The following is a 25,553-nucleotide window of genomic DNA, read 5'->3' on the forward strand; positions in this document are numbered from 1 at the left end:
GGTGGGGGTAAGCGGCGGGAAGAAAGCCGGTCCGGCAATCGTTCACCGACCATGCCGGCATTGATCACAAACGACACCACCCGCTATGGCTGGGCGGCGATCGTCCTCCATTGGCTGATCGCCGCGATCTTCATCGGCCAGTTCGTGCTCGGCTTCGTCATGATGCGGGTGTCCAGCCAGCGCACCGCCTTCGAGCTGATCCAGCTGCACAAATCTTTCGGTTTCTTGCTGCTCGGCTTGGTGATCCTGCGCATTGCCTGGCGGCTCGGCAATGCGGCGCCGGCGCTGCCACGCTCAGTCGGACGCTTCGAGCGCCGGGCGGCGGCGCTCGTTCATTTCGCGCTCTACGCGTTTCAGCTTGCGCTGCCTCTGTCCGGCTGGGCGCTGGTATCAGTGTCGATGCTGGAGATACCGAGCGTGCCGTTCAACCTGTTCGTCATGCCGGACCTGCCACTCGTGGAATCGGACACGGCGGAAAGCTTCTGGATCTCAACGCATTGGTATCTCGCTTATGCTGGCATCGGACTTGTCGCCCTGCATATCGCCGCGGCGCTGCGCCATCATTTCTGGCTGAAGGACGCGGTGCTGACGCGCATGGTCCGGCCTTCGTCAAATCACGAGGCGGAATAGAGCTAGCGGTTCATTCGTTCACGGGGTGAGGCGCGGAGAACGCGTTGCCTGCAAGAAAAGGATCAAATCCATGTATGCGCGCATCCTCGGATTTGCGGCGGTCGCCACTTGTCTTGCCATGCCTGTTTTCGCGGCGGTCACCCTTGGTGATGCCGCCGGCAGCTACACGATCAGCCCGGCCGGTTCGAGCATTCGCTTCTCGATCGGCAAGCTCGGTGGCGGCGGATTCGACGGCGCCTTTGCCCGTTTCAAGGGCAGCATCCGCATCGACAACAGCGATGTCGGGCGCTCGCGTGTCAATATCACCATCTTTCCCGAAAGCGTCGGCACCGGCCAGAGCCGCATCGACGCCTTCCTTCGCTCCGACGCGGTGTTCGACGCCGCCAACAACCCGGAAATCCAGTTCCGCTCGACCAGCGTGAAACGCACCGGCGAGACGTCAGCCCTTGTCACCGGCCGGCTGACGGCGCGCGGCAAGACTTTTCCGGAAAAGTTCACTGCCGAGCTTAGCGGCCTCAAGGCGGGCACGATAAAATTCCATGTCACCGGCAAGGTGCTGCGGTCGCGCTACGGCATGGACGTCGGCACGCCGATCTATTCGAACGTCGTCCACTTCGACATGACACTGACCGGCAAGCGGAGCTAGCTTCACTTTCGCGATTGGCAGAGACACCTCTCACTTCGTCATCCTGGGGCGGAGCAAGGAGCGAAGCGACGCGGCGCAGACCCCAGGATCCATGCCGGGACATCAAAGCGTTGCAACGGTTCAGAATTCTGTTTCGTCGCATTCCTCGGCGATGTCGCGGCATGGATCCTCGGGTCAAGCCCGAGGATGACGAAAGTGCGGATCGACGAGCCAGTGTCTGATTGGCTTTTCTCCTGAATTAGGGCAAACCTCCAGTCCTGCAATCGAGAGGGAGAAGCCTGATGTTCCGATGGGGTGTTTTGTCGACGGCCAAGATCGGCCGTGAGCATCTTTTGCCCGCAATGGTCGAGGCGGAGAACGGCGTGCTGTCGGCGATCGCCAGCCGCGACCTGTCGAAAGCCCGTGCCCTGGCCGACCGTTTCGGCGCGCCCCATGCCTTCGGCTCCTATGACGAGCTGCTCGCATCCAAGGACATCGACGGCGTCTACATCCCGCTGCCTACCGCGCAGCATGTCGAATGGACTGCGAAGGCCATTCAAGCCGGCAAGCATGTTCTGGTCGAAAAGCCGCTGGCGCTCGATGCCAGGGACATTCCGCCGCTGATCAAGCTGCGCGATGCCAAAAACGTGCTGGTCTGCGAAGCCTTCATGGTCGTCTACCACCCGCAATGGATCAAGGTGCGCGAACTGATCGCCAATGGCGCCATCGGCCGGCTGCGCCATGTCCAGGGCGCGTTCTCCTACTACAATGTCGATCCCAAGAACATGCGCAACCAGCTCGACCTCGGCGGCGGCGCGCTGCCCGACATCGGCGTCTACCCGACGGTGTCGACGCGCTTTTCGACGGGCAAGGAGCCGCTGCGCGTCCAGGCGACGATCGAGCGCGACAAGACGTTCGGCACCGACATCTACTCCTCGATCCGCGCCGATTTCGGCGACTTCGAACTGTCGTTCTATCTGTCGACGCAGATGGCGGCGCGGCAGGTGATGGTGTTCCACGGCGAGAAGGGCTTCATCGAGGTGCTTTCGCCGTTCAACGCCGGTATCTACGATCATCATCGCATCGAGCTGCACAACCAGAAACACAGCGAGGCGCAAGTGTTCCGCTTCCCCGGCATGCAGCAGTACCGGCTGGAGGTCGAGGCCTTCGCGCGGGCAGCACAGGGCGGCACGGAGCGCGTCTTCACGCTGGAAGAGTCCGTGCTCAACCAGAAGGTCATCGACGCCATCTTCCGCGCCGGCGAGAAGGAAGGCTGGGAGACGGTCTGACAATTTCGTCAAGCCGGGGAGGAGAAAATGGCTGACGATGCCGATGTGATCATTGTCGGCGCCGGCCTTGCCGGCCTCGTCGCCGCGGCGGAACTGGTCGAGGCTGGCAAGAAGATCATCGTCGTCGACCAGGAACCGGAACAGTCGCTCGGCGGCCAGGCGTTCTGGTCACTTGGCGGCATCTTCCTCGTCGGTTCGCCCGAACAGCGGCGCATGCGCATCCGCGATTCGCATGATCTGGCGCTCGAGGATTGGCTGGGCACCGCCGCCTTCGACCGTGCGGAAGATCTCTGGCCGCGCCGATGGGCCGAAGCCTATGTCGGCTTCGCCGCCGGCGAAAAGCGCTCCTGGCTCATGCAGCGCGGCATAAAGTTCTTTCCCGTGGTCGGCTGGGCGGAGCGCGGCGGCGGCAACGCCGTCGGCCACGGCAATTCAGTGCCCCGCTTCCACGTCACCTGGGGTACCGGGCCCGGCGTGCTCGAGCCGTTCGTTCAGCGCGTGCGCGAGGCCGAGAAGCACGGGCTGATACGCTTCAGATTCCGCCACCGCGTCAATGAACTGACAAGGACGGGCGGCGTCGTCGACGGCGTACGCGGCGACATGTTGGCGCCGAGCGACGTCGAGCGCGGCCGCAAGAGTTCGCGCGACATCGCCGGCGATTTCGAGCTGAAGGCGCAAGCGGTCATCGTCGCTTCCGGCGGCATCGGCGGCAATCCCGAGCTTGTCCGGAAAAACTGGCCGCAGCGGCTGGGCACGCCGCCCAGCCGCATGATCAGCGGTGTTCCTGACCATGTCGACGGCCGCATGCTGGCCATCACGGAGGCGGCCGGCGGCAGCATCATCAACCGCGACCGCATGTGGCACTATGTCGAAGGCATCAAGAACTGGGCGCCGCTCTGGACCGACCATGCCATCCGCATCCTGCCCGGTCCGTCATCGCTGTGGCTCGACGCCCGCGGCAAGCGCCTGCCGGTGCCGCTCTATCCCGGCTTCGACACGCTGGGCACGCTCAGCCACATCATGGGCACCGGCTTCGACTATTCCTGGTTCATCCTGACCCAAAAAATCATTCAGAAGGAGTTCGCGCTCTCGGGCTCCGAACAGAACCCCGATCTCACCGGAAAGAGCTGGCGCCAGGTGCTCGGCCGCGCCACATCAGGCGTTCCCGGTCCGGTGAAAGCATTCATGGAGAAGGGCGAGGATTTCATCGTCGAGCCTGATTTGCCGGCGCTGGTCGCCCGCATGAACGCGCTTGTCGGTGGCGAGCCGCTGCTTGAGCTTCGCCAGGTCGAGCGCGAAATCCGCGCCCGTGACCGGCAGCTCGACAATCCGTTCTCCAAGGACATGCAGATCACCGCCCTGCGCGGCGCTCGCGCCTATCTCGGCGACCGGCTGATCCGCACGGCCAGGCCGCACAAGATGCTAGATCCTGCCAATGGCCCGCTGATCGCGGTCAGGCTCAACATATTGACCCGCAAGACGCTGGGCGGCTTGCAGACCGATCTCGGCAGCCGCGTGCTGGATGCCGAGGGCCAGCCGATCGAAGGGCTCTATGCCGTCGGCGAAGCCGCCGGTTTCGGCGGCGGCGGCATGCATGGCTATGCAGCGCTGGAAGGCACGTTTCTCGGGGGCTGCGTTTTTTCCGGGCGCAGCGCCGGCCGGGCTGCCGCGCGGGCGGTGGGGTAGAACCCTCACCAGATCCATTCGCCGCGTCCCAGAACCGACACAGCGTCGACGATGCGGGTGAAGCTCGAACGGGCGCGGCCGACCGTATGCCTGGCTCTGAGATAGCCATGCACCAGACCCGGCTCCTCCAACCAGTAGGCGTGTCCCTCTGCCGCGACGATGCGGTCGCGATAGGCCTCGCCGTCTGACGACAACGGGTCGCATTGCGCGGTGATCAGCACGGTCGGCGGCAGATTGGCAAAATCGGCGTCGGCCAGCGGCGACAGAGTGAGATCGCCGGTGCGGTCCTCGCCGCCAGTCCTGATATTCGTGTAGAAATCGAGGTCGCGCACCGTCAGCAACGGCGCTTCGGCATGGGCCACGTAGGACCCTTGCGAGCGGTCGCCGCCAAGACCGGGATAGATCAGCACCTGGCCGATCGGCCTTCGCGCATGGCCGCGTGTCGCGTGGCTGACGGAGGCGCAGAGATTGCCGCCGGCGCTGTCGCCGCAAAGCAGGATCGCGCGCTTATAAGTTGTCGCCGCCCATTCGAAGGCGCTGATGGCATCGTCGAAGGCAGCCGGATGAAGATGTTCCGGCGCTAGCCGATAGTCGACCGAAACCACTTCAAAGCCGGTGCGGCTGCAAAGCTCGGCACAGACGTCGTCATGGCTGTCGAGCCCGCCGAGGATAAAACCGCCGCCATGGAAATAGAGCACCATCGCCGCCGCTTCCGGCGCCGGCGTCAGGTAGATGCGGATCGGGATGGGATGCGAGGGCGTGGCAATGGCGGTGGTCTCCGCCGTGACATTGTCTGGGTAGCCGGCAAAGAACTCGCGGCACATGCGGTCGTAGATTTCACGTTGCTGATCGATCGTGTAGTCGATCGTGTCAGGCGGATAGTAGGAATTGGTCCGCTCGATGAAGGCCCAGGTCTCGGCGTCGATCAGCTTATTGTAGTCGGTCATGAGAGGAGACCAACCTGCGACGACGGCGCCCAGGCACCCCCCTCTGCCCTGCCGGGCATCTCCCCCTCAAGGGGGGAGATTGGCAGCTTCGGGCTCGGCGCTTTCCCTGCGACATAGAAGATTGACGAAAGCCTTCGCGACATCCGATCTCCCCCCTTGAGGGGGAGATGCCCGGAAGGGCAGAGGGGGGTGCCTCGCGCCATCATCTCCGACGTTATCGTCCCTTCCACACAGGCTGGCGCTTCTCCGCAAAGGCACGAAAACCTTCCATGTTGTCCTCCGAACCGTAGAGGACATCGACGGTCGGCAGCTGCCTGCGCGTCACCCGGTTCATCGCGTCCTGGAAGGTGAGCGATTCGGCGACCCGGGCCGTCTCCTTGATCGCGGCGAAGACCAGCGGCGGACCGCCGGCCAGCAGTCGTGCGATCTCCCAGACGCGGTCCTCGAGCCTGTCCCTGGGCAGCACCTCATTGACCAGGCCCCAGCGATGCGCCTCTGCGACATCCATCCAGCGGCCGGTGAGCAAAAGATCCATGGCGACATGATAGGGGATGCGCTTCGGCAGCTTGATCGTCGCCGCATCCGCAAGCGTGCCGGCGCGGATCTCGGGCAGCGCGAAGGAGGAATGATCGGACGCGTAGATGAGGTCGCAGGACAGCGCCAGCTCGAAGCCGCCGCCGACCGCCATGCCGTTGACGCAGGCGATGACCGGCTTGTTGAGGTCGCGCAACTCCTGCAGCCCGCCAAACCCGCCGACGCCATAGTCGCCGTCGACCGCATCGCCGCCGGCCGCAGCCTTCAGGTCCCAGCCGGCGCAGAAGAACTTGTCGCCGGCAGTCCTGACGATGGCGACCCGCAGATCCGGATCGTCGCGGAACGCCTTGAACGTCTCGCCCATCAGCCGCGAGGTCTTCAGATCGATGGCATTGGCCTTGGGCCGGTCGAGCGTGACTTCGAGGATCGTGCCCTCGCGGCGCGTTGAAATGACGTCAGACATTCTTTTTCTCTCCAAGCACCAGCAGCGCGTCGGCGATCCAGGCGCCTTTGCCGTGCGCGCAGACAATCAGCGGATTGATGTCGAGTTCCTCGATCTCGCCGGCATTTTCCTGCACGAAGGCGGCGATGCCTGATATTGCATCGATGGCCGCCGCGACATCGGCCTTCGGCCGACCGCGATAGCCTTCGAGCAGCGGGAACAATTTGAGCCCGCGCAGGGCCGCCTCGATGTCGTCGCGTGTCGCCGGCAGCATCAGCGTGACGCTGTCGCGCAACAGCTCGACCAGCACGCCACCGGTGCCGAGCGTCATCACCGCGCCGAACATCGGGTCGCGGGTGAAGCCGACGAGCAGCTCGGCGACGCCGTCGCGCACCATGCGCTCGACATAGAGGCCGGTGCCGAGCGGATCGAGATCATGGGCGGCGGTGCTGACGGATTCGGCATCCCTGAGGTTGAGCCGCACCGCGCCAAGCTCGGATTTGTGGGTGACGCCCAATGCCTTCAGCGCTACCGGAAAGCCGAGCGCCATCGACGAGATCACCGCCTCGACGGCGTTGCCGGCGCGTTCGCCCCTGGGCACGGGAAGCCCGGCCTCGATCAGCCGTGCTTTCGCCTCGGCCTCATCAGGTGTGACATGGTCGCCACTCGGTGCACCGGAAGCGGAGGTGTCGATCGGCTGCGCCTGCGGCTCGCGCCAGGCCCAGCCGATAAAGGCTGCCGCCTGGGCGGCGTCCATGGCCTCGGAAATGCCGAACAACGGCACCATGCCGCGCGCCATCAGTCCGGCGGTGTATTCCTCGGGCAGGTTCTCCGGCAGCGACGACACGATCGCGCCCTGCGCCTTGTTGGTCTTCAGCGCCGATTCGAAGGCACGCAGCGTCGCCCACCAGTCAGTGTCGGAGCAGCGGTCGGGGCGCGGAAAGTCGAGCACCAGCATGTTGAGGTCGAAGCCGCCCGACACCATGGCGGTGAAGGTGGCGGTCATCGCCGGCTCGTTGTTCCAGATGAAGGTGTGGTAGTCGAGCGGGTTGGCCACTGCAACCAGCGGCCCGAGCGTCGATTTGACGTGGGCGCGGTGCGTGTCGGTCAGAACAGGGAAATTCACCCAGCGGCCTTCGGCGCTGTCGGCCATGACGGAGGCCTCGCCGCCCGAACAGCTCATCGACGACAGCCGGTAGCCGGGCAGGGGTCCGGTGACGTGCAGCAGCTTCAGCGCCTCGATGAAGGCGGGGATGGAGTCGACGCGGGCGATGCCGAGCCGCTTCAGGAAGGCGCCCGAGGCCGCATCCGAGCCGGCCAGCGATGCCGTGTGCGAGACGGTCGCTTGCCGCGCCTGCTCGGAGCGGCCGACCTTCATGGCAATGATCGGCTTTCTCAACTCACGCGCCCGCGCGGCCAGCCTTTCGAAGCCGGCTACCGAATCGAAGGCCTCGATATGCAGGCCGAGCGAGGTGACGCGGTCGTCCTCGATCAGGCCGAGCGCCATTTCGGAAAGGCCGGTCTGCGCCTGGTTGCCGGCGGTCATCAGAAACGCGATCGGCAGGCCGCGCTTCTGCATCGTCATGTTGATGGCGATGTTCGACGATTGGGTGATGATGGCGACGCCGCGGCCACCCTCGACCAGCCTGATGCCGCCATGCTGGTCGGGCCATAAAAGCGCGCCGTCGGCATAATTGATCAGGCCGTAGCAGTTCGGCCCGATGATCGGCATCTGGCCGGCCGCTGCGACCAGTTCGGCCTGCAGCCGCTCGCCGTCCTCGTCATAGGCCTCGGTCTCGAGAAAGCCGGCGGCAAAGCAGACGGCGCCGCCGGCACCGCGCTCGGCCAGCACCTTGACCACCTCGATGGTCAAATGCCGGTTGACGCCGACAAAGGCAGCGTCCGGCGCGCCGGGCAAGTCGGCCACCGAGCGATAGGCTTTGCGCCCGGCGACCTCGTGCTTGGTCGGGTGCACCGGCCAGATCTCGCCAGCAAAGCCCATCTTGATCGATTGTGCGACGACAGCAGCCGCCTGCGCGCCGCCGAACACGGCAATGGAGCGTGGACGCAGGAGACGTTCAAGTCTGTGCATTGATCAGGCTCCGAACGGACGCAGCAGCGCCCGCGAAATAATGTGGCGCTGGATTTCCGACGTGCCTTCCCAGATGCGCTCGACGCGGGCGTCGCGCCAGATGCGCTCCAGCGGCAAATCGTCCATCAGCCCCATGCCGCCATGGATCTGGATCGCCTCATCGGCAACGAAGGCAAGCATTTCGGTGGCCTTCAGCTTGGCCATGGCCATGTCCTGATCGGTGACGGTGCCTTGATCGTACTTCCAGCCGGCTTCGAACACCATCAGGTCGGCGGCCTTCAACTCGGTCGCCATGTCCGCGAGTTTAAACGACACGCCCTGGAACTTGCCGATCGGCTGGCCGAACTGCTGGCGCTGCGCGGCGTAATCGATGGCATGGCCAAGCGCCCGCTCGGCCCGGCCGAGACAAGTGGCGCCGACCTGCAGGCGGGTTGCGCCAAGCCACGAATTGGCGACATCGAAGCCCTTGTGAACCTCGCCGAGCACCTGGGCCCCGGGCAGCCGGCAATCGTCGAATTCGAGTATGGCGTTGGTGTAGCCGCGATGCGAGACGTTGCGGTAGCCGTCGCGCACCGTAAAACCCTTGGTGCCCTTGTCGACGAAGAAGGCGGTGATCTTCTTTCGCTTGCCGCGCGGCGAATCCTCTTCGCCCGAGGCCATGAAGACGATGGCGAAGTCGGCGAGGTCGGCATGGCTGATGAAATGCTTGGTGCCGTTCAGCACCCAGTCGTCGCCGTCCTGGACGGCGGTCGCCTTCATGCCGCGCAGGTCGGAGCCGGCACCCGGCTCGGTCATCGCCAGGCAGTCCCATTTCTCGCCGCGAATGCAGGGGAACAGATACTTCTCGCGCTGCTCGGCCGTGCCCGCCAAAAGGATATTGGAAGGCCGCGCCACGCAGGTCCAATGCAGCGCGTAATTGGCGCGGCCGAGCTCCTTTTCGTAGAGCAGCCAGGTCACCGTATCGAGGCCGGCGCCGCCGACATCCGCCGGCATGTTGGCGGCATAGAGCCCGGCTTCGATCGCCTTGGCCTTGATCTCCTCGATCAGCTCGCGGCGCAGCACGCCGGTGCGCTCGACCTCGCGCTCATGCGGGTAGAGCTCGTTCTCGACGAAGGCGCGCGTCGTCTCGACGATGAGTTTCTGTTCTTCCGAAAGACCAAAATCCATGGTCTCAGCCCTTCTTCTTTTTCTTCGGCTTTTCAGCTTTGGCCTTCACCGGCTTGGTTGCCTTGGCCTTATCGGCTGCCTTGGAAGAGGCGGGCTTCTTCGCCGCAAGCTTGGCGAGCTGCTTGGTATAGTCCTTGTGCAAGGCGCCGGCGCCCCAGCCCTTGCCTTTGTTCTGCTTCGACAACGCATCCATGATGGCGACCAGATTGTCGTCGCGGATCTTTTCAAGCTCGCGGATCGACAGGCCATGCGCTTGGTCGTCCGACTGGGTGGCGATCAGGTCGACCAGTTCGTCGTTGAACTCCGGCACATCCATCAGCTTGGTCCACGGCCATTTCAGGCATGGCCCGAACTGCGCCATGAAGTGGCGCATGCCGGCCTCGCCGCCGGCGACGCGATAGACCTGGAACATGCCCATCTGCGCCCAGCGCAGGCCGAAGCCATAGCGCATGATGTCGTCGAGCTCCTCGACCGTGCAGATGCCATCCTTGATCAGCCATAGTGCCTCGCGCCATGCCGCCTCCAGCAGGCGGTCGCCGACGAACGCCTCGATCTCCTTGCGGATGACCACCGGCTTCATGCCGATCGAGGCATACATCTCCTTGGCGACCTCTATCGCCTCGGGAAAGGTCTGTTGGCCGCCGACGATCTCGACCAGCGGCAAGAGATAGACCGGGTTGAACGGATGGCCGACGACCAGCCGCTCCGGATGCTTCTTCATCGCCACCTGCATGTCGGTCGGCTTGATGCCGGAGGTCGACGAACCGACGATGGCGTTAGCCGGCGCATAAAGATCGATCTCGGCCAGCACGCGGTGCTTCAGGTCGAGCCGTTCCGGCACGCTTTCCTGGATGAAATCGGCATCGGCGACGGCATCGGCGATGGTCTTGGCAAAGGTCAGTTTTCCTTCCTTGGGCAGGCCGTCGGGCAGCATCTGCTTGTAGGCGCGGCGTGCGCCTTTCATCACTTCGCCGACCTTGCGTGCGGCTTCGGGGTCCGGATCAAAAATCGACACGTCGATGCCGTTCAAGAGCAGCCGTGCCACCCAACCGGCGCCGATGACGCCGCCGCCGATGGCGGCCGCCTTGTTGATGATGCTCATGCGGAGGCTCCGGTTCTGGTCCTGGCTACTTTGGAATCGGTGAGTGGCACGCGCTGGCCGGCGCGGATCACGGTGGGGTCATAGGCCTTGCGCGCAAACACTTCGAGCACGAAGGGCCGGAAGAAGTCGATCGGCAGCGTCTCGTAGTCCGGGTCGAAGCTCGACTGGTCCCAGCGCTCGCAAAACTCATCGCAATCGTCGAAATAATGATGGCCGGCGAAACGGTCGCGCGCATGCGGATTGCCGCCAAGGTGGTGCGCGTAATAGAGACGCTGGAAGTCGCCGTGCTTTTCCACCACCCAGGTGCATTGCTCGCGCACGAACGGTTTTAGGATCGAAGCTGCATATTCGTCGTGATTGTAGGGTGCGTAGATGTCGCCGATGTCGTGCAGCAGCGCGCAGGCGATCCAGTCGGTATCGGCGCCGTCGCGCCATGCGCGTGTCGCCGCTTGCAGCGAATGGCCAAGCCGGGTGATCTTGTAGCCGGACAGCCCCTCGTCGAGCTGGACAAGCGCGTCAAGCAGCCGGTCGCCGGTTTTCGCCGCATAGTCGATCTCGTGCTCGGTGAGGAAGGCGTAGTCCTCGCGGTCGCCGTCCTTCATGGCGGTGAATTTCACGGTCTTCATCGGCGGCTCCTCCCTACCGATTCCCTTCAAAGCGGCACGCGCTTCGTCAAATTGAGCTTCTTGCGCACTTCCTCCGGGCCGATCACCCTCGCGCCCATGTTCGACACGATGCTGACGGCCCGGTCGACCAGCTGCGCATTGGTCGCCAGCACGCCCTTGTCGAGCCAGAGATTGTCCTCGAGCCCGACGCGGACATTGCCGCCGGCCAGCACCGCGGCGGCGGCATAGGCCATCTGGTTACGGCCGATGGAAAAGGCCGACCAGGTCCAGCTCGACGGCACGTTGTTGACCATGGCCATAAAGGTGTTGAGATCATCCGGCGCGCCCCACGGCACACCCATGCACAATTGCACGAGAGCATCCGGATCCAGCACCTTTTCCTCGACCAATTGCTTGGCAAACCAGAGATGCCCGGTGTCGAAGGCCTCGATCTCCGGCTTGACGCCGAGCGCCGTCATCATGCCGCCCATGGCGCGCAGCATGCCGGGCGTGTTGGTCATGACATAGTCGGCCTCGGCGAAATTCATGGTGCCGCAGTCGAGCGTGCAGATTTCCGGCAGGCACTGGCGCACATGTTCCACGCGGTTGGTGGCGCCGCCCATATCGGTGGCTTTTTCATTCAGCGGCAGCGGGTTTTCCGGCGAGCCGAACACCATGTCGCCGCCCATGCCGGCGGTCAGGTTCAGCACCACGTCGACGTCTGCCGCGCGGATGCGCTCGGTCACTTCGCGGTAGAGATGCACGTCACGCCTAGGCTTGCCGGTTTCGGGATCACGCACATGGCAGTGCACGATCGCCGCACCCGCCTTTGCCGCATCGATGGCCGAATCGGCGATCTGCTTGGGCGAACGCGGCACATGCGGGCTGCGGTCCTGTGAGCTGCCGGACCCGGTCACGGCACAGGTAATGAAAACCTCACGGTTCATCGCAAGCGGCATGGACTTTCCTCCCAATCAGCACAGACGGCTCCGATCCAATATGGCCCAATCAAACATGGGCCCAATCGAGCAGATGGCAACAATGCCTGACTTGCCGGAAACTGTTTTGCGTTTTACGAAGATCGTATGATAAAAAGCGAAAAGCCGTCGATCTTTCGCGCCGAACGCTCGCCGCTCAAGGTGACGCTGCTGGTGTTTTCCGGTTCGTCGATCATGTGCGTGGCGTCGGCCGTCGATCCGCTGCGCGCCGCCAATCGCATCGCCGGCGAGACGCTGTTCGATTTCAGGTTGGTTTCGGTGACCGGCGAAGCGTCAATCACCACATGCGGCCTGCCGGTTGCGGTCAGCGGCCGCTTCGATGCAGCGGACACAACCGATATGCTTGTTGTGGTCGCCGGCTTCGGCACGCAGAACTATGCCACATCGGCCCTGCTTGCCGGCCTGCGCCGCGCGGCCCGCGCTGCGCGCGCTTGCGGCGGCGTCGAAGCCGGCACCTGGCTGGTCGCCCGCGCCGGCCTGCTGGAAGGGCGCAGCGCCACCACCCACTGGGAGGACATGGAAGATTTTTCCTCGGCCTTTCCCGGTGTCGATGTCCGCCCCGACCGCTACGTCATCGACGGGCCGGTATTCACCTCCGGCGGCGCCTCGCCGACCTTCGATTTGATGCTGCATCTGATCCGCACGCGGCTCGGCATGGCCGTCGCGCTCGATGTGGCAAGTGTCTTCATCTACGACCAGGCGCGGGCGGCGACCGACGCGCAGCCGCTGGTCTCGCTCGGCCGCCTCGACGGCTACGATCCGCGGCTGGCACAAGCCGTCCGGCTGATGGAAACCCATGTCGACCAGCCTTTGACCATTGCCGCGGTAGCAAAGCGCGCCGGGGTGACGGCGCGAACCTTGGAAAGCATTTTTCGCAAGTCGATCGGCGAAACGCCGGGCGCCTATTATCTCAGGCTGCGGCTGGGTGCCGCGCGCCGGCTAGTGGTCGACACGCGCGTGGCCATGGCCGATATTGCCGGGCGGACAGGGTTCTCGTCCGCCGCGGCATTTTCCAGGGCGTTTTCAAGAGCTTTCGGCGAAGCGCCGGTCAGGCTGCGTCAGAGATAGTGTGGGGATTAGGCAGCGTCCTGGCGGTCGCTGTTGCCGTCGATCTGCGAGCGCATCTGTCTCGCAAGGTGGGTCTCGAAGCGGCTGGCGACCGCGCGATCCCATTCGTTTGCACTGCGCGCACCATGCTTCGGATGCGGCAGCGCCATCAGCCGGTCGATGATCGATCCGGCCTCGCCAGATGAGAGCAGGGCGTCGATTTCGCGTTCGTGCTGCATATCGTTTCGCCTCCTTCTTTCTGTTCCCGCCACGAACCACACTATACGAGATTCGTGACGGCTGTTTGAAGGCAAGAGCGAGGCGATTGAGGGGCGTGCGAGGCAAAACCTTGTCGCCGGTTCCGCCCTCGCGCAAAGCTGTTCCGGGCCGGCGGGTCGGTTAGGAGACCCGCCGGCGCGACACCTCAGACGTAGCGGTTGACGATATTCTCGAGCAGTTCCTGGCGGCCGGATTTGGGCTGCGGCTCGATCTTCTTCTTGACGACGCGCTCGGCGATCTCCTCCAGCGTCCGCTTGCCGGCAAGCATCGCCTTGGCCTCGGCAGAGTTCCAGCCGGCATAGCGCTCGGCCAGCGGACCCGACAGCGCCTTGTCCTCGACCATCTTGGCGGCAGCCTTGAGGCCGCGTGCGCAAGCGTCCATGCCGCCGATATGGGCGATCAGCAGATCCTGCGGATCGAGCGACTGGCGCCGCAGCTTGGCGTCGAAATTGGTGCCGCCGGTCTTGAAGCCACCCGCCAACAGGACCTGGTAATAGGCCAGCGCCATCTCCGGCACATTATTGGGGAACTGGTCGGTGTCCCAGCCCGACTGGTAGTCGTTGCGGTTCATGTCGATCGAGCCGAAGATGCCGAGCGCATTGGCCAGCGCCAGCTCATGCTCGAAGGAATGGCCGGCCAGGATCGCATGTCCCTGCTCGATGTTGACCTTGACTTCCTTCTCCAGTCCGAAGCGTTTCAAGAAGCCATAGACCGTGGCGACATCATAATCGTACTGGTGTTTTGTCGGCTCTTGCGGTTTCGGCTCGATCAGAATGGTGCCCTTGAAGCCGATGCGGTGCTTGTAGTCGACGACCAGGTTGAGGAAGCGGCCTGCCTGTTCCTGCTCGCGGGCAAGGTCAGTGTTGAGCAGCGTCTCATAGCCTTCGCGGCCGCCCCACAGCACATAGTTCTCGCCCTTCAGCCGCTTGGTGACGTCGATGCAGTGCTTTACCGTCGCTGCCGCATAGGCAAAGACATCCGGGTCGGGATTGGTGGCGGCCCCCGACATGAAGCGGCGGTTGGAGAACAGGTTGGCCGTGCCCCAAAGCAGCTTGACGCCGGTCTGCTTCATCTTGCCGGCGAAGTAATCGGCGATCTCGTCGAGGCGCGCGGCACTCTCGGAAAAGTCCCTGCCTTCCGGCCGCACATCGGCATCGTGGAAGCAGAAATAGGGTGCGCCGAGCAGCGAAAACATCTCGAAGGCGACATCGGCCTTGAGCTTGGCCAACTCCATCGTGTCGGTGCCGCCGGCCTTGGCGAACCATGGCCGGTCAAAAGTCTGGCCGCCGAACGGATCGCCGCCCGGCCAGGCGAACGAATGCCAGTAGGCGACGGCAAAGCGCAGATGGTCCTCCAGCCGCTTGCCGGCGACCACCTCGTCTGGGTTGTAGAAGCGGTAGGCCAGCGGATTGGTAGAATCCGGTCCTTCGTATTTGATCGTCTTGATGTCGCCGAAAAAGCCGCTGGTCATGTTTGTCTGTCCTCTCGCATGGTTCTGTCCTGATTACCTCAGGCGTAATTGGTTTCGCGCTGGCGCTGGGTGAAAAGGGTCGTGTCAAAGCCACTCAACAACGGAGACAGACCATGACCGACCTCAACACGATCGCCGAAAACTACATCACCGCCTGGAACGAGAGTGATGCGGCTCGCCGGCAAGCCTTGCTGAAGGCGACCTTCACCGAGGACGTCAGCTACCGCGACCCGATCATGCAGGGCGACGGCCATGACGGCGTCGCCGCGCTGATCGATGGCGTCCAGCAGCGCTTTGCCGGCTTCCGGTTCTCGCTCAAGGGCAAGCCGGACGGTTTTGGCGACACGATCCGCTTCTCGTGGAATCTCGGGCCGGAAGGCACTGATTCCGTCATCGAAGGCACCGACATCGGCGTCATCGAGAATGGCCGCCTGAAAAGCGTCACCGGCTTTCTCGACAAGGTTCCGGCGCAGTGAAGACTTCTGGGTAAGGCGGGCGCCAAGCACCCCCCTCTGGCCTGCCGGCCATCTCCCCCTCAAGGGGGGAGATTGGCTGTCTTTTCTGCTTTCGCCAATCTCCAGCGAAACAAGGTTGGCACCAGCGCTGGAACTGCCGATCTCCCCCCTTGAGGGGGAGATGGCCGGCAGGCCAGAGGGGGGTAAGCGCCGGCTCACGCGGTTACAGCCCTGATCGCCGGATAAAGCGCCCGGTAGCGCTGATAGGCATCCGCATAGGCGTTGCTTAGCGCGGCGACCGGTTCGATGGTGGCATCGGTGGCCGGCGCCGTGCACACTCTGAGCGGATCGGCGCCTGTCGCCGCGATCATGCCGAGCCGGGCTGCACCGAAGGCAGCGCCGAAATCGCCGTCGGCGGGAACGTCGACGGGCAGGCCGAGCGCGGTGGCGATGGCCTTCAGCCAGTAGCGCGAGCGCGAGCCGCCGCCGATCGCCGTCACCCGCGTCAGCGTCGTGCCGGCCTTGGCCAGGGCTTCGAGACTGTCGCGGAAGGCGAAAGCCACGCCCTCCAGCACGGCCTGGGTCAACACGGTACGGCTGGTTTCATGCGCGAGCCCGGTAAACGAGCCGCGAATGGCCGAGTCATTGTGGGGCGTGCGCTCGCCGGAGAGATAGGGCAGGAAGGACACGCCGGTCGGCGCCTTCAGCGCATCGCCGAGTTCGGCGGTCAACTCGCCGGCGCCTTTTCCTGATATCTCCGACAGCCAGTTGAGCGAATCGGTTGCCGACAGGATGACGCCCATCTGGTGCCAGGTATCGGGCAGCCCGTGGCAGAACGTATGCACCGCGCTTTCCGGGTTTGGCAGATAGGCGGCGTTGGCGGCGAACAGCACGCCCGACGTGCCAAGCGAGACGAAGGCCTGGCCTGCTCCGACCGTGCCCATGCCGCAGGCCGAGGCCGCATTGTCGCCCGCGCCGCCGGCGATCGGGATGCCGGCCTGCATCCCCCATTTCGAGGCCAATTCGCTGCGCAAGGCGCCAGCCTTCTCAGTGCCTTCGACCAGCGATGGCATCTGCTTCTCATCAAGCGACGTGGCAGTGAGCAGGTCGGATGACCAGCCTCGCTTGCCGACATCGAGCCAGGATGTGCCGGCCGAGTCAGACATTTCCGAAATGTGTTCGCCGGAAAGCCAGAGCCGCAGGAAATCCTTCGGCAGCAGGACCTTTGCCACCTTGGCGAAAATATCAGGCTCGTTGTTTTTCACCCAGACCAGCTTTGGCGCGGTGAAACCGGGGAAGACGATGTTGCCGGTGAGCTTGCGAAAGCGCGGATCGGCGTCGAGCTTGGCCGCCTCGGCATGGCTGCGCGTATCGTTCCACAGGATGCAGGGACGCAGCACCTGGTCGCCGGCGTCGAGCAAGGTGGCGCCATGCATTTGGCCGGACAGGCCTATGCCCTTCACGGCGGCGAGCTGCCCTGGATGCGATGCCTTGAGCTCGGCGATCGCGTCCTCGCAGGCGCGGATCCAGTCGGCGGGATTCTGCTCCGACCAACCGGGATGCGGCCGCGACACGTCGAGTGAAGCATGGCCGGAGCCGATGACGGTCTGCCCGGCATCGATCAAAAGCGCCTTGACGCCCGACGTGCCCAGATCGAGGCCGAGATACATGGTGTCCTCCCAATGCCATTAATTTTTTCGGATCTCGAAAAAATCTGACTTGGCAGTTTTTAAGACAAGATCCGCCTCCGGTCAATTCTCCGACAAATCGGCCGCCCGACGCGAGAACAGTGCCGACAGCGGACTGTCCGGCCGCGCCAGCGCGCGTTCCGCCGCGAGCGCCCTTGCCAGCGCATGGTCGCCGGAACGCAACGCCGCCTCGATCAGCGTCAGGTCGATGACGTCGCGTTGCGCGTGGCTGCCGCCGAAGCGGTGGGCAATCGCCCGGATTGGCCGGATGAGGCGCACCGTCTCGGCATAATTGGCGTCGCCGAACGACTTGATGGCGAGCGTCAGGGGATGGCCGACGTCCCGGGCGAAGGCGGCGTTGTCGTCGTTGCCGTTCATGGCCTCGCGCTGCGCCTCGAGCAAGATGCGAACCGGCGCTTCTTGGCCGGCGCCGACGAAGGCCATCATCGCGTGGGCATCGTTGAAGGCATAATTGCCGGCGCCAGCCTTGGCCCAGTTGGCGGCAAGCGCCGCCCAGCGATCGCCGATATCGACGCCGCCGAGATGCAATCGCCACAGAATCGCCGAGGCGTCGACCATATTGAGCGCCAGCGTCGAGCGCTCGCCGTAGATCGGCCCATCATAAAGCGCCAGCACCTGGTCGGTCTCGCCGAGATCGTAGTGGAACAGCGCCAGATGCCACCAATTGTGCACTTGCAGGAAGCTCTCTTGCGTCCACGCTTCGGGGTTGGCGCGCATCCAAGCGATGCCGTCCTTTTGCCGGCTCTGCATCTCCATGACATGCGCGACGGCGTGCTGCGCCCAGCCGTCGCGCGGCTCGATGTCGACTGCCGCGCGGCCCAGCTTTTCGGCGCGCGCAAAGTCGCCCATTTCCTCCAGCCCGAACGCCTGCATGCCGAGTATGGCGTGATAGCCGGGCATGCCGTTCTGCCACGACGGCAGCGCGCGGCCGATGCGGTCGCGCAGCATGCGGGCGTTGCCGGTGAAGAAATCGATCTGGTGCCCGGTCTGCAGCGCCAGCGCGTCGAGCGGAAACTCGATGGCGATATCCTCGAGCAGACGGGCGGCTTCATGCCAATGTCCTGCGGCAAGATGGCCAAGTGCTGCGACGTGCGCCTGCTCACGCGTCGTCGCGGCAAGCGGCAGCGCCGCCTCGTGGCATGTCCTGGCCACAGCAGTCGCCTCGCGCTCGGTGGCGAGGCCGAAGAGATAGCCCTTGAACACATGCGCCATGACGAAGCCGGGATCCTCGGCGATGGCTCGGTCGACCGAGCCGACCGGATCGCCGATGAAGCATTGCAGTTCGCGGACAGCTTGGCTGTAGGGCGTGAACCCGGCTTCGGTCGCGCCCGAAAAAGTCAGGCCGAATGCGTCCCTGACTGCCATGTCATGTCCTCAATTGCCCGAGCGCATCGCCACCGTGGCGATGCCGGCGCCGACCAGCAGCGTGCCGCCGGTGCGGTTGAAGATACGGATCGCCCGGGGATTGCGCACCACGTTGCGCGCCCTTGCGGCGATCAGGGCATAGCCGAAGGCATTGGCGAAGGCGAGCGCCAGGAAGGTGGTTTCGAAGATCAGCATCTGCGTCCAGAAATCGCCATGCCGGTCGAGGAACTGCGGCAGGAAGGCGACGAAGAAGGTGATGCTTTTCGGGTTGAGCGCGGTGACCAGCCAGGCATGCGCCATCATCTTGGCCGACGACACCGCATCCAGGCGCGGCTCGGCCCTGAGCGTGCCACCGGCGCGAAACAGCTTTACGCCGAGATAGATCAGATAGCCGGCGCCGATCACCTTCAGCACCGTGAACACGGTGGCCGACGCCGCCAGCAGCGCGCCGATGCCCAGCATCGACAGCGTCATCGCCGTGAAGTCGCCAAACGCGACGCCGACCGCCATCGGCAGCGCCGTGCGCCAGCCCTGGCCGAGCGCATAGGACACGACCAGAAGGATGGTCGGGCCGGGAATGACAAGAAGGATCGTCGAGGCCGCGGCAAAGGCGGCCCAGTTTTCGAAGGACATGCTCGTCTCCTTGAGCTCAAAGAAGAGGATAAATCCTCGACCTCACGAAGATGTAAAGGGGCAGCATTGAAATAGACGGCACGACGGCTCGGCCAGAGGTTAAGGTAGGGCAAGACGTCTTCACGCTTTTTCAACCATGATTGGTGAAAATACCATCGATCCGGCCGGACCGTGTTTCCCGCCGATAGCGTAGGGTTTGGGTACATGCGTGAGTTGCCGCAAGGTCTGACGCCGCCGTACAATGGCGACGCCGTCGAAATCGAAATTTCCGAAAACCAGCTTTCCCGCCGCGCGGTGTTGTCTGGCGCCGGTGCGCTGGCGCTGCTCGGGGTTGCCGGCTGCAGCCAGACGCTCGATTTGCCATCGCTGCAGCTCGACGGCGTCACCACTGGCGCGATCACCCCTATCCGCCCGAGCATCAGCGTCGACAAGAACATCACCAGCCCTGGTGTGATGTATGCCTCCGTCACCGATGGCGGCTTCACGCTGCCGGAAGTGCCCTACCTCAAGGTCAAGCCGGAATTCCGCCGCCAGATCGTCGTCGACCCGACCGGCGAGCAGCCCGGCACCATCGTCGTCCATTCGCAGGAGCGGCTGCTCTATCTGGTGCAGCCCGGCGGTGACGCGATCCGTTACGGCGTCGGCATCGGCAAGGAAGGCTTCCGCTGGTCCGGCCGCGCCAACATCCAGTACGGCAAGGAATGGCCGGTCTGGACGCCGCCGGCCGAGATGATTGCCCGCAAGCCGGAGCTGGTGAAATGGCAAGGCGGACAACCCGGCGGCCTCGAAAATCCGCTCGGCGCGCGCGCCCTCTACATCTATCAGAATGGCCAGGACACCGGCTACCGCATCCACGGCTCGCCCGAATGGTGGAGCATCGGCCAGGCGATGTCGTCCGGCTGCGTTCGCCTGATCAACCAGGACATGATCGACCTCTACAGCCGCGTCTCCAGGAAGAACCCGGTCGTCGTCGTCTGACCCTCCCGGTTGTCGTCTGACTTCATAGCGGCTGGCGCGGCCGCTCGACTCTCCCGTTGCGTGATCTCGCAAGACAGGCGAATGTGCCTGCAAAGCCACTGCTCGGGAGACGTGAAGCATGTCCGGAACTTTTGTGATCGCGCAAGGCGGCGGCCCGACCGCCGTCATCAACCAGACGATGGTGGGCGCCGCGCTCGAGATCCGCAAGCGGCATCCCGGCGCCAAGGTTTTAGGCTCCATCCATGGCGTGCGCGGCATTCGTGACGGCAACTATGTCGATCTTTCCGCCATTGCCGAGGACCGGTTGCGGCTGATTGCGGCCACGCCGAGCGCCGCCCTCGGCTCGACGCGCGACAAGCCGGATGCCGCCTACTGCGAAATCATCCTCAGCGGCCTGAAGAAGGCCGGCGCCGACGCCTTCATCTACATCGGCGGCAACGACACGTCGGGCACGCAGCAGATCCTGACCGACGCCGCCGGCGGCAAGATGGCTTTCGTCCATGCGCCGAAAACCATCGACAATGATCTCGAGGAGAACGACCACACGCCCGGCTTCATTTCGGCGGCCGAATTCGTCGCCGGCGCCTTTCTCTCGGTCGACCTCGATTTCCGTGCCCTGCCCGGCATCTATGTCGGCATCGTCATGGGCCGGCACGCCGGTTTCCTCACCGCCGCCGCTGCCGCATGGCAGCTTGACCCCGACAGCGGCCCGCATCTCGTCTATGTGCCGGAGCGCCCGTTCTCGGCTGCGGCCTTCATCGACGATGTTCGCGCCACGCTCGATCGCCATAAGCGCTGTATCGTCGCCGTCTCCGAAGGCGTCAGCACCGCCGACGGCAAGGCGCTAGTCGAAAGTCTGGTGCCGCCGGACAAACTGGAGCGCGATGCGCATGGCAACGTCAAGCTGTCGGGCAGCGACCTGCCGGCCGCTCTCGAGCGTGCGCTGGCCGAAGGATTGCCGGGCAAGCGGGCGCGCGTCGATGCGCTCGGCTACATGCCGCGCGGCTATGTCGGCGCCATCAGCGCCGTCGATGCGCAGGAAGCCTTCGACGCCGGCGCTTTCGCCGTCAAGGTGGCGGAGGAGGGCGGCGGATCGGTAGCGCTGCAATATGACGGCAAGAAAACCGTGCTGAGGAAAGTGCCGCTGAAAAACGTCGCCGGCAAGACGCGCCACATGCCCGACGATTTCATGCTGCCGGATGTCAACCAGCTCTCCGATGCGGGCATGGCCTATCTGAAGCGCCTGGTCCCCGAAAAATACAAGGTCGGGAAGCCGTTCGTCTGATGCCGGATATCTCCTGATGCTTGACTGGTTCAGCAAGACGGAAGTCGACGCCCATACGACGATGCTGACCGAGCCGTTCGTGCATGATTTCGTGCGCGCCAATATCTGGCATCTGCGCGGCCGCGACGTCGACCTGCTCGTCGACACCGGCATGGGCATCCGGCCGCTGGCGCCTGAGATCGACACGCCTGACGGCAAGCCGCTGCTCGTCGTCGCCACCCATATCCATCTCGACCATGTCGGCTCGCTGCACGAATTCCCGTTGCGGGCAGGGCCGAGGATGAGTGCCGCGCATTTCGACAGCATGGACGAGGCGGTCACCTACGCCCACATGTTCCACGATCTCGACGGCGCCGTCTCCAAGTTGCCGGCGCCCGGCTGGAAAGCAGCCGATTACAAAATCCCACCGGCGCCGCTGACGCGGACGCTTGACGAGGGCGATCTGGTCGACCTCGGCGATAGGCGGTTCCGCGTGCTGCATCTGCCTGGCCATTCGCCTGATTCGATCGCGCTGTTCGATGAGGCCGACGGCCTGTTCTTCGCCGGCGACGCCATCTACGACGCCATGCTGATCGACGACCTGCCGGATTCCGATCCCGTCGCCTATCGCCGGACTATGCAGCGGCTGCTCGACCTGCCGATACGCGTCGGCCATGGCGGCCACGGCCCGAGCTTCGACGCCAAACGGATGCGCGAGATCGCTAACGGCTATCTCAGGCGGACTGACGGGATCGGCGCATAGGAGGCTCCGGCAGGACGGGAAGAGATGCGGGCAGGCGCCGTCGGCGAAGCTGCTGATCTCCTCCGCAAGGGGGGAGATTGGATGCCGCCACGGCTTTCGCCAGTCGTCAACGCCGGAAGCAGGGCCAGAGGTGTTCATGCTCTTTTGCCGGGTCGGTGCTGATTGCGCCAGCGACCCGCCGTTGAGGCGGGTTTTTTGTTTTCGGGTTTCGGCGCCATCGCGGCAGGCCGGTGCCAGGCCGTTATATTAAATCTTCGTAATATCATCTGGAAACCACGATCGCCGCCCTAGATGCGGGGGCTGTCGATCGGTCGGCTGCCTGCCAGGCGAGACAGGCAAGGCGACCCTCGACACGCCGAATGGGCGGTTTCCCAGCCGGAACGCCACGGTGCCCGACCAATTTCTCGCCCGGACAACGGCCATGTCACCCATCCACATTCTTCGCAGACATCGCGTCGCCGCCTTGCTGGGCGCCGCATTGATCGTCAGCCCTTTCATCCTGCCGCTCGCCCCCAAGCTGAATGGCGCCCTGGCAGAAACAGTGACCCCTCCCGTCACCGGCATGACGGTGCCCAATGGATCGTTCGCCCCGATCGTGGCGGCCGACAAGCCGGCAGTGGTGACGATCACCACCGTCATGAAGGCACAGTCGGAGACCATGAGCGACGCTGCTCCCTTCGGTGACAACTCACCGTTCGACGACTATTTCCGCCAGTTCTTCGGCGACCAGGGACTGCCCGGCCCCAGGACCCCGCCGCAGCAGCAGGCGCCTCGCGCAGAGGCGCTCGGCTCCGGCTTCATTGTCGCAGCCGACGGCACCATCGTCACCAACAATCACGTCATCGATGGCGCCACGTCGATCAAGGTGACGCTCGACGACGGCACCGAGCTTCCCGCCGAGCCGGTCGGCCGCGACGCCAAGAACGACCTCGCCGTCCTCAAGATCAAATCCGACAAGACTTTGCCGACCGTCAAATGGGGCGATTCCGACAAGCTCATGCCGGGCGACCAGGTGCTCGCTTTCGGCAATCCGTTCGGCCTCGGCACCACGGTTACATCAGGCATCGTCTCGGCGCGCGGCCGCGATCTGCACAGCGGGCCGTTTGACGACTTCATTCAGATCGACGCACCGATCAACCACGGCAATTCCGGCGGTCCGCTGATGGATGTGAGCGGCGACGTCGTCGGCATCAACACGGCGATCTTTTCGCCGAATGGCGGCAGCGTCGGCGTCGGCTTCGCCATCCCGTCGGACCAGGCGCAAAAGGTGGTCGCCAAGCTGATGAAGGGCGGCTCCATCCAATATGGCTATCTCGGCGTCCAGATTCAGCCGGTGACGCCCGACGTGGCGAGCGCCGTCGGCCTCGGTCAGCCCAGCGGTGCGCTGGTTTCCGAGGTCAGCGACGGCTCGCCGGCGGCAAAAGCCGGGATTGAGACCGGCGACGTCGTCACCAGCTTCGCCGGTCAGCAGATAAAGGATCCCAAGGACCTGTCGCGTGCCGTTGCCGATGTCTCGCCCGGCGAGACGGAAACGCTGGGCGTCTGGCGCAAAGGGCAGAATGTGAAGATTTCCGTCGATGTCGGGCGCAATGGAGACGATGTGGAGACGGCATCGGCCGGCGGCGGACCAGAGACACCGTCCGCACAGCAGGGCCTTCGTGCTCCTGCGATCGGCCTCGGCCTGATGGACGTCACCCCGGATGTCCGACAGGCGATGAACCTGGCGCCCAACCAGCGCGGCGCGCTGGTCGAGAGCGTCAATCCTGACAAGGCGGCCTCGGCTTCCGGGATCCAGCCGGGCGACATCATCATCGCCGTCAATCAGGCGCCGGTGAGGGACGCCAGGCAGGCGGACCAGGCGATCGCGCAGGCCGGAAAGGCTGGCAAGAAGTCCGTGCTCCTGCTCGTCGAACGGGGCGACGCGCAGATCTTCGTCGCCGTGCCCTTCGCCGCCGGCTGAAGCGAATTGGCGCGAGGTCGCGGCCAAGATTCCGGTTGCCCGTCAGAGCATCTTCGAGAAGACTAGCGCAGGTTGGCTTCAACCTGCATGGATTGTCTCGATGGTCACCCGCGGCTTCTCTTCAGGACGAAAGCCCCCGACGGATGCGGATGCGCGCATCCCGCCGGGGCAGTATCTCGAGCAAGGGTTCCCGGTGCTGTCGGCCGGGCCGACGCCGCGTGTGCGCACCGAGGAGTGGTCGTTCACGCTCAAGCACGGACCGCGGCCGATCAAGAAGTGGAATTGGACGGAGTTCAACGCGCTGCCTTTGACCAAGATGACGCGCGACATTCATTGCGTCACCGCATGGACCAAGTTCGACACGGCGTGGCAAGGCGTGCTGGTCGACGATATTCTGGCGGATGCCGGCATCGAGCCGCCGACCGGCTTCACGCTGGCGCTGTCCTTCGACGGCTACACCACCAATGTGCCGACGAAGGACTTCACCGCCGGCAAGGCGATGGTGGCGCTGCTTTACGAAGGCAAGCCGATCACGCCGGACCATGGCGGCCCGGCGCGGCTGCTGGTTCCGCATCTCTATTTCTGGAAGTCGGCCAAATGGCTGAACGGGCTGCAGTTCACCGAGCGCGACGAGCCGGGTTTCTGGGAACTGCGTGGCTATCATATCTATGGCGACCCGTGGCGCGAGCAGCGCTATACGGGCGATCCATGAACGACGGGCCGGCGGCGCAGTCGCCCTGGCAGACGGTGACCATCACCCGCATCGAAAAGCGCACGCCGCGCGTCACCAGCTTTTTTCTCCGGCCGTCACGGCCCTTCGCCTATCGTGCCGGGCAGCATGTCGATGTCAGGCTGACGGCGCCGGATGGCTATCAGGCGCGCCGTTCCTACTCCATTGCCTCGGCGCCGGAAGCCGGCGAGACGATCGAGCTGGCGATCGAAAGGCTCGATGATGGCGAGGTCTCGCCGTTCTTCCACGAGGTCGCGGCAGTCGGCGACGAGGTCGAGCTGCGCGGCCCGCTCGGCGGACACTTTGTCTGGTCCGACAGTGACGGCGGCCCGCTTCTGCTGGTCGGCGGCGGGTCGGGCGTGGTGCCGCTGATGGCGATGATCCGCCATCGCGCCGCACGCAAATCGGCGGTGCCTGCCACGCTGGTGTTTTCCGCACGGATCTGGGACGAGGTGATCTTTCGCGACGAGCTGATCGACTTCCACGATCGCCGGGACGGCTTCGATCTGGTGTTGGCGCTGACCCGCGAGCCGGCCCGGCGCCCGGCGGACTATTCACGGCGGATCGATGCCGCGATGATAGAGCAGTCGATGGTGCGGCTGCCCGCGCCGCCAAGGTTCGCCTTTGTCTGCGGCTCGAATGCCTTCGTGTCGGCCGCCGCCCAGGCGCTGATCGATGCCGGCGTTCCGGCAAGCCTCATCCGCACCGAGCGCTACGGGGTCTAATGCATGTCGCGCAACAACCTAAGCGCGTCGCATAAGGCCGGTCAAAACGCGACGCGC

At 64.5% G+C, this 25,553-nt stretch carries 24 protein-coding genes; 12 read left to right on the forward strand and 12 right to left on the reverse strand.

What is annotated here, in order from left to right; genetic code table 11:
- Nucleotides 1–51: 51 nt before the first annotated feature.
- The 4 genes from EN885_RS14230 to EN885_RS14245 all read left to right on the forward strand — a co-directional run bounded on the left by EN885_RS14230 (nucleotide 52) and on the right by EN885_RS14245 (nucleotide 4,230).
- A complete protein-coding gene (locus EN885_RS14230; protein ID WP_095484444.1) occupies nucleotides 52–630 on the forward strand; it encodes a cytochrome b in 579 nt (192 codons plus the stop codon).
- Nucleotides 631–700: 70 nt separating this feature from the next.
- Nucleotides 701–1,276: a YceI family protein gene (locus EN885_RS14235; RefSeq protein ID WP_095484443.1), complete on the forward strand. Its 576-nt coding sequence runs from the start codon at nucleotides 701–703 to the stop codon at nucleotides 1,274–1,276.
- Nucleotides 1,277–1,557: 281 nt separating this feature from the next.
- Nucleotides 1,558–2,544, forward strand: coding sequence for a Gfo/Idh/MocA family oxidoreductase (locus EN885_RS14240; RefSeq protein WP_095484442.1), 987 nt, complete (start codon nucleotides 1,558–1,560; stop codon nucleotides 2,542–2,544).
- A gap of 27 nt (nucleotides 2,545–2,571) precedes the next feature.
- A complete protein-coding gene (locus EN885_RS14245; protein ID WP_127204862.1) occupies nucleotides 2,572–4,230 on the forward strand; it encodes an FAD-binding dehydrogenase in 1,659 nt (552 codons plus the stop codon).
- A gap of 5 nt (nucleotides 4,231–4,235) precedes the next feature.
- Here EN885_RS14245 and EN885_RS14250 read toward each other — a convergent pair whose 3' ends face one another.
- The 7 genes from EN885_RS14250 to EN885_RS14280 form a co-directional block, all read right to left on the reverse strand.
- Nucleotides 4,236–5,177, reverse strand: a complete 942-nt coding sequence (locus tag EN885_RS14250) for an alpha/beta hydrolase (protein WP_095484440.1) — start codon at nucleotides 5,175–5,177, stop codon at nucleotides 4,236–4,238.
- Between the two features lie 214 nt (nucleotides 5,178–5,391).
- Complete coding sequence (locus tag EN885_RS14255) at nucleotides 5,392–6,174, reverse strand: carnitinyl-CoA dehydratase (RefSeq protein ID WP_095484439.1); 783 nt, start codon at nucleotides 6,172–6,174, stop codon at nucleotides 5,392–5,394.
- Complete coding sequence (locus tag EN885_RS14260; protein ID WP_128242292.1) at nucleotides 6,167–8,245, reverse strand: acetate--CoA ligase family protein; 2,079 nt, start codon at nucleotides 8,243–8,245, stop codon at nucleotides 6,167–6,169. The genes EN885_RS14255 and EN885_RS14260 overlap by 8 nt, the downstream gene beginning before the upstream one ends.
- 3 nt (nucleotides 8,246–8,248) lie before the next feature.
- Nucleotides 8,249–9,412: an acyl-CoA dehydrogenase family protein gene (locus EN885_RS14265; RefSeq protein ID WP_095484437.1), complete on the reverse strand. Its 1,164-nt coding sequence runs from the start codon at nucleotides 9,410–9,412 to the stop codon at nucleotides 8,249–8,251.
- Nucleotides 9,413–9,416: 4 nt separating this feature from the next.
- Nucleotides 9,417–10,514: a carnitine 3-dehydrogenase gene (locus tag EN885_RS14270; RefSeq protein ID WP_095484436.1), complete on the reverse strand. Its 1,098-nt coding sequence runs from the start codon at nucleotides 10,512–10,514 to the stop codon at nucleotides 9,417–9,419.
- The gene (locus EN885_RS14275; protein WP_095484435.1) at nucleotides 10,511–11,140 is read right to left on the reverse strand and encodes an HD domain-containing protein; all 630 of its coding nucleotides are present in this window, start codon (nucleotides 11,138–11,140) and stop codon (nucleotides 10,511–10,513) included. The genes EN885_RS14270 and EN885_RS14275 overlap by 4 nt, the downstream gene beginning before the upstream one ends.
- A gap of 26 nt (nucleotides 11,141–11,166) precedes the next feature.
- A complete protein-coding gene (locus EN885_RS14280; RefSeq protein WP_095484434.1) occupies nucleotides 11,167–12,078 on the reverse strand; it encodes a 3-keto-5-aminohexanoate cleavage protein in 912 nt (303 codons plus the stop codon).
- Nucleotides 12,079–12,204: 126 nt separating this feature from the next.
- On the opposite strand from EN885_RS14280, the gene EN885_RS14285 reads away from it, so the two are divergent.
- Nucleotides 12,205–13,185, forward strand: coding sequence for a GlxA family transcriptional regulator (locus EN885_RS14285; RefSeq protein ID WP_128242293.1), 981 nt, complete (start codon nucleotides 12,205–12,207; stop codon nucleotides 13,183–13,185).
- Between the two features lie 8 nt (nucleotides 13,186–13,193).
- On the opposite strand, the gene EN885_RS14290 is transcribed toward EN885_RS14285, so the two are convergent.
- Together EN885_RS14290 and xylA are read right to left on the reverse strand one after the other, a co-directional pair.
- The gene (locus EN885_RS14290) at nucleotides 13,194–13,403 is read right to left on the reverse strand and encodes a hypothetical protein (RefSeq protein ID WP_095484432.1); all 210 of its coding nucleotides are present in this window, start codon (nucleotides 13,401–13,403) and stop codon (nucleotides 13,194–13,196) included.
- 185 nt (nucleotides 13,404–13,588) lie between these two features.
- Nucleotides 13,589–14,914 carry a xylose isomerase gene (gene xylA, locus EN885_RS14295; RefSeq protein ID WP_095484431.1) on the reverse strand — a complete coding sequence of 442 codons (1,326 nt, stop codon included), beginning with the start codon at nucleotides 14,912–14,914 and terminating at the stop codon, nucleotides 13,589–13,591.
- A 113-nt stretch (nucleotides 14,915–15,027) separates the two neighbouring features.
- Between xylA and EN885_RS14300 the strand changes: the two genes are divergently transcribed.
- Complete coding sequence (locus EN885_RS14300; RefSeq protein WP_095484430.1) at nucleotides 15,028–15,390, forward strand: nuclear transport factor 2 family protein; 363 nt, start codon at nucleotides 15,028–15,030, stop codon at nucleotides 15,388–15,390.
- Nucleotides 15,391–15,584: 194 nt separating this feature from the next.
- Here the strand turns inward: EN885_RS14300 and xylB are convergent, their stop codons facing one another.
- The 3 genes from xylB to EN885_RS14320 all read right to left on the reverse strand — a co-directional run bounded on the left by xylB (nucleotide 15,585) and on the right by EN885_RS14320 (nucleotide 19,076).
- Nucleotides 15,585–17,039, reverse strand: a complete 1,455-nt coding sequence (gene xylB / locus EN885_RS14310; protein WP_128242294.1) for a xylulokinase — start codon at nucleotides 17,037–17,039, stop codon at nucleotides 15,585–15,587.
- An 81-nt stretch (nucleotides 17,040–17,120) separates the two neighbouring features.
- Nucleotides 17,121–18,443, reverse strand: a complete 1,323-nt coding sequence (locus EN885_RS14315) for a tetratricopeptide repeat protein (protein WP_128242295.1) — start codon at nucleotides 18,441–18,443, stop codon at nucleotides 17,121–17,123.
- Between the two features lie 9 nt (nucleotides 18,444–18,452).
- Nucleotides 18,453–19,076 (reverse strand): LysE family translocator, encoded by a 624-nt coding sequence (locus EN885_RS14320; protein ID WP_095484427.1) that lies wholly within the window; start codon nucleotides 19,074–19,076, stop codon nucleotides 18,453–18,455.
- A gap of 204 nt (nucleotides 19,077–19,280) precedes the next feature.
- On the opposite strand from EN885_RS14320, the gene EN885_RS14325 reads away from it, so the two are divergent.
- The 6 genes from EN885_RS14325 (at nucleotide 19,281) to EN885_RS14350 (ending at nucleotide 25,496) form a co-directional block, all read left to right on the forward strand.
- Nucleotides 19,281–20,054 (forward strand): L,D-transpeptidase, encoded by a 774-nt coding sequence (locus EN885_RS14325; protein WP_128242296.1) that lies wholly within the window; start codon nucleotides 19,281–19,283, stop codon nucleotides 20,052–20,054.
- Nucleotides 20,055–20,172: 118 nt separating this feature from the next.
- Nucleotides 20,173–21,339, forward strand: coding sequence for a diphosphate--fructose-6-phosphate 1-phosphotransferase (locus EN885_RS14330; RefSeq protein WP_127204874.1), 1,167 nt, complete (start codon nucleotides 20,173–20,175; stop codon nucleotides 21,337–21,339).
- A 16-nt stretch (nucleotides 21,340–21,355) separates the two neighbouring features.
- Nucleotides 21,356–22,081 carry an MBL fold metallo-hydrolase gene (locus EN885_RS14335; RefSeq protein ID WP_128242297.1) on the forward strand — a complete coding sequence of 242 codons (726 nt, stop codon included), beginning with the start codon at nucleotides 21,356–21,358 and terminating at the stop codon, nucleotides 22,079–22,081.
- 421 nt (nucleotides 22,082–22,502) lie between these two features.
- Nucleotides 22,503–24,041 (forward strand): DegQ family serine endoprotease, encoded by a 1,539-nt coding sequence (locus EN885_RS14340; protein ID WP_128242298.1) that lies wholly within the window; start codon nucleotides 22,503–22,505, stop codon nucleotides 24,039–24,041.
- 100 nt (nucleotides 24,042–24,141) lie between these two features.
- The gene (locus EN885_RS14345) at nucleotides 24,142–24,753 is read left to right on the forward strand and encodes a molybdopterin-dependent oxidoreductase (protein WP_128242299.1); all 612 of its coding nucleotides are present in this window, start codon (nucleotides 24,142–24,144) and stop codon (nucleotides 24,751–24,753) included.
- Entirely contained in the window at nucleotides 24,750–25,496 is a 747-nt protein-coding gene (locus EN885_RS14350) for an FAD-binding oxidoreductase (RefSeq protein WP_126103958.1), read from the forward strand. The genes EN885_RS14345 and EN885_RS14350 overlap by 4 nt, the downstream gene beginning before the upstream one ends.
- The last annotated feature ends 57 nt before the right edge of the window (nucleotides 25,497–25,553 follow it).

Origin of the sequence: Mesorhizobium sp. M6A.T.Cr.TU.014.01.1.1 (assembly GCF_004022765.1) — a bacterium.
GTDB lineage: Bacteria > Pseudomonadota > Alphaproteobacteria > Rhizobiales > Rhizobiaceae > Mesorhizobium > Mesorhizobium mediterraneum.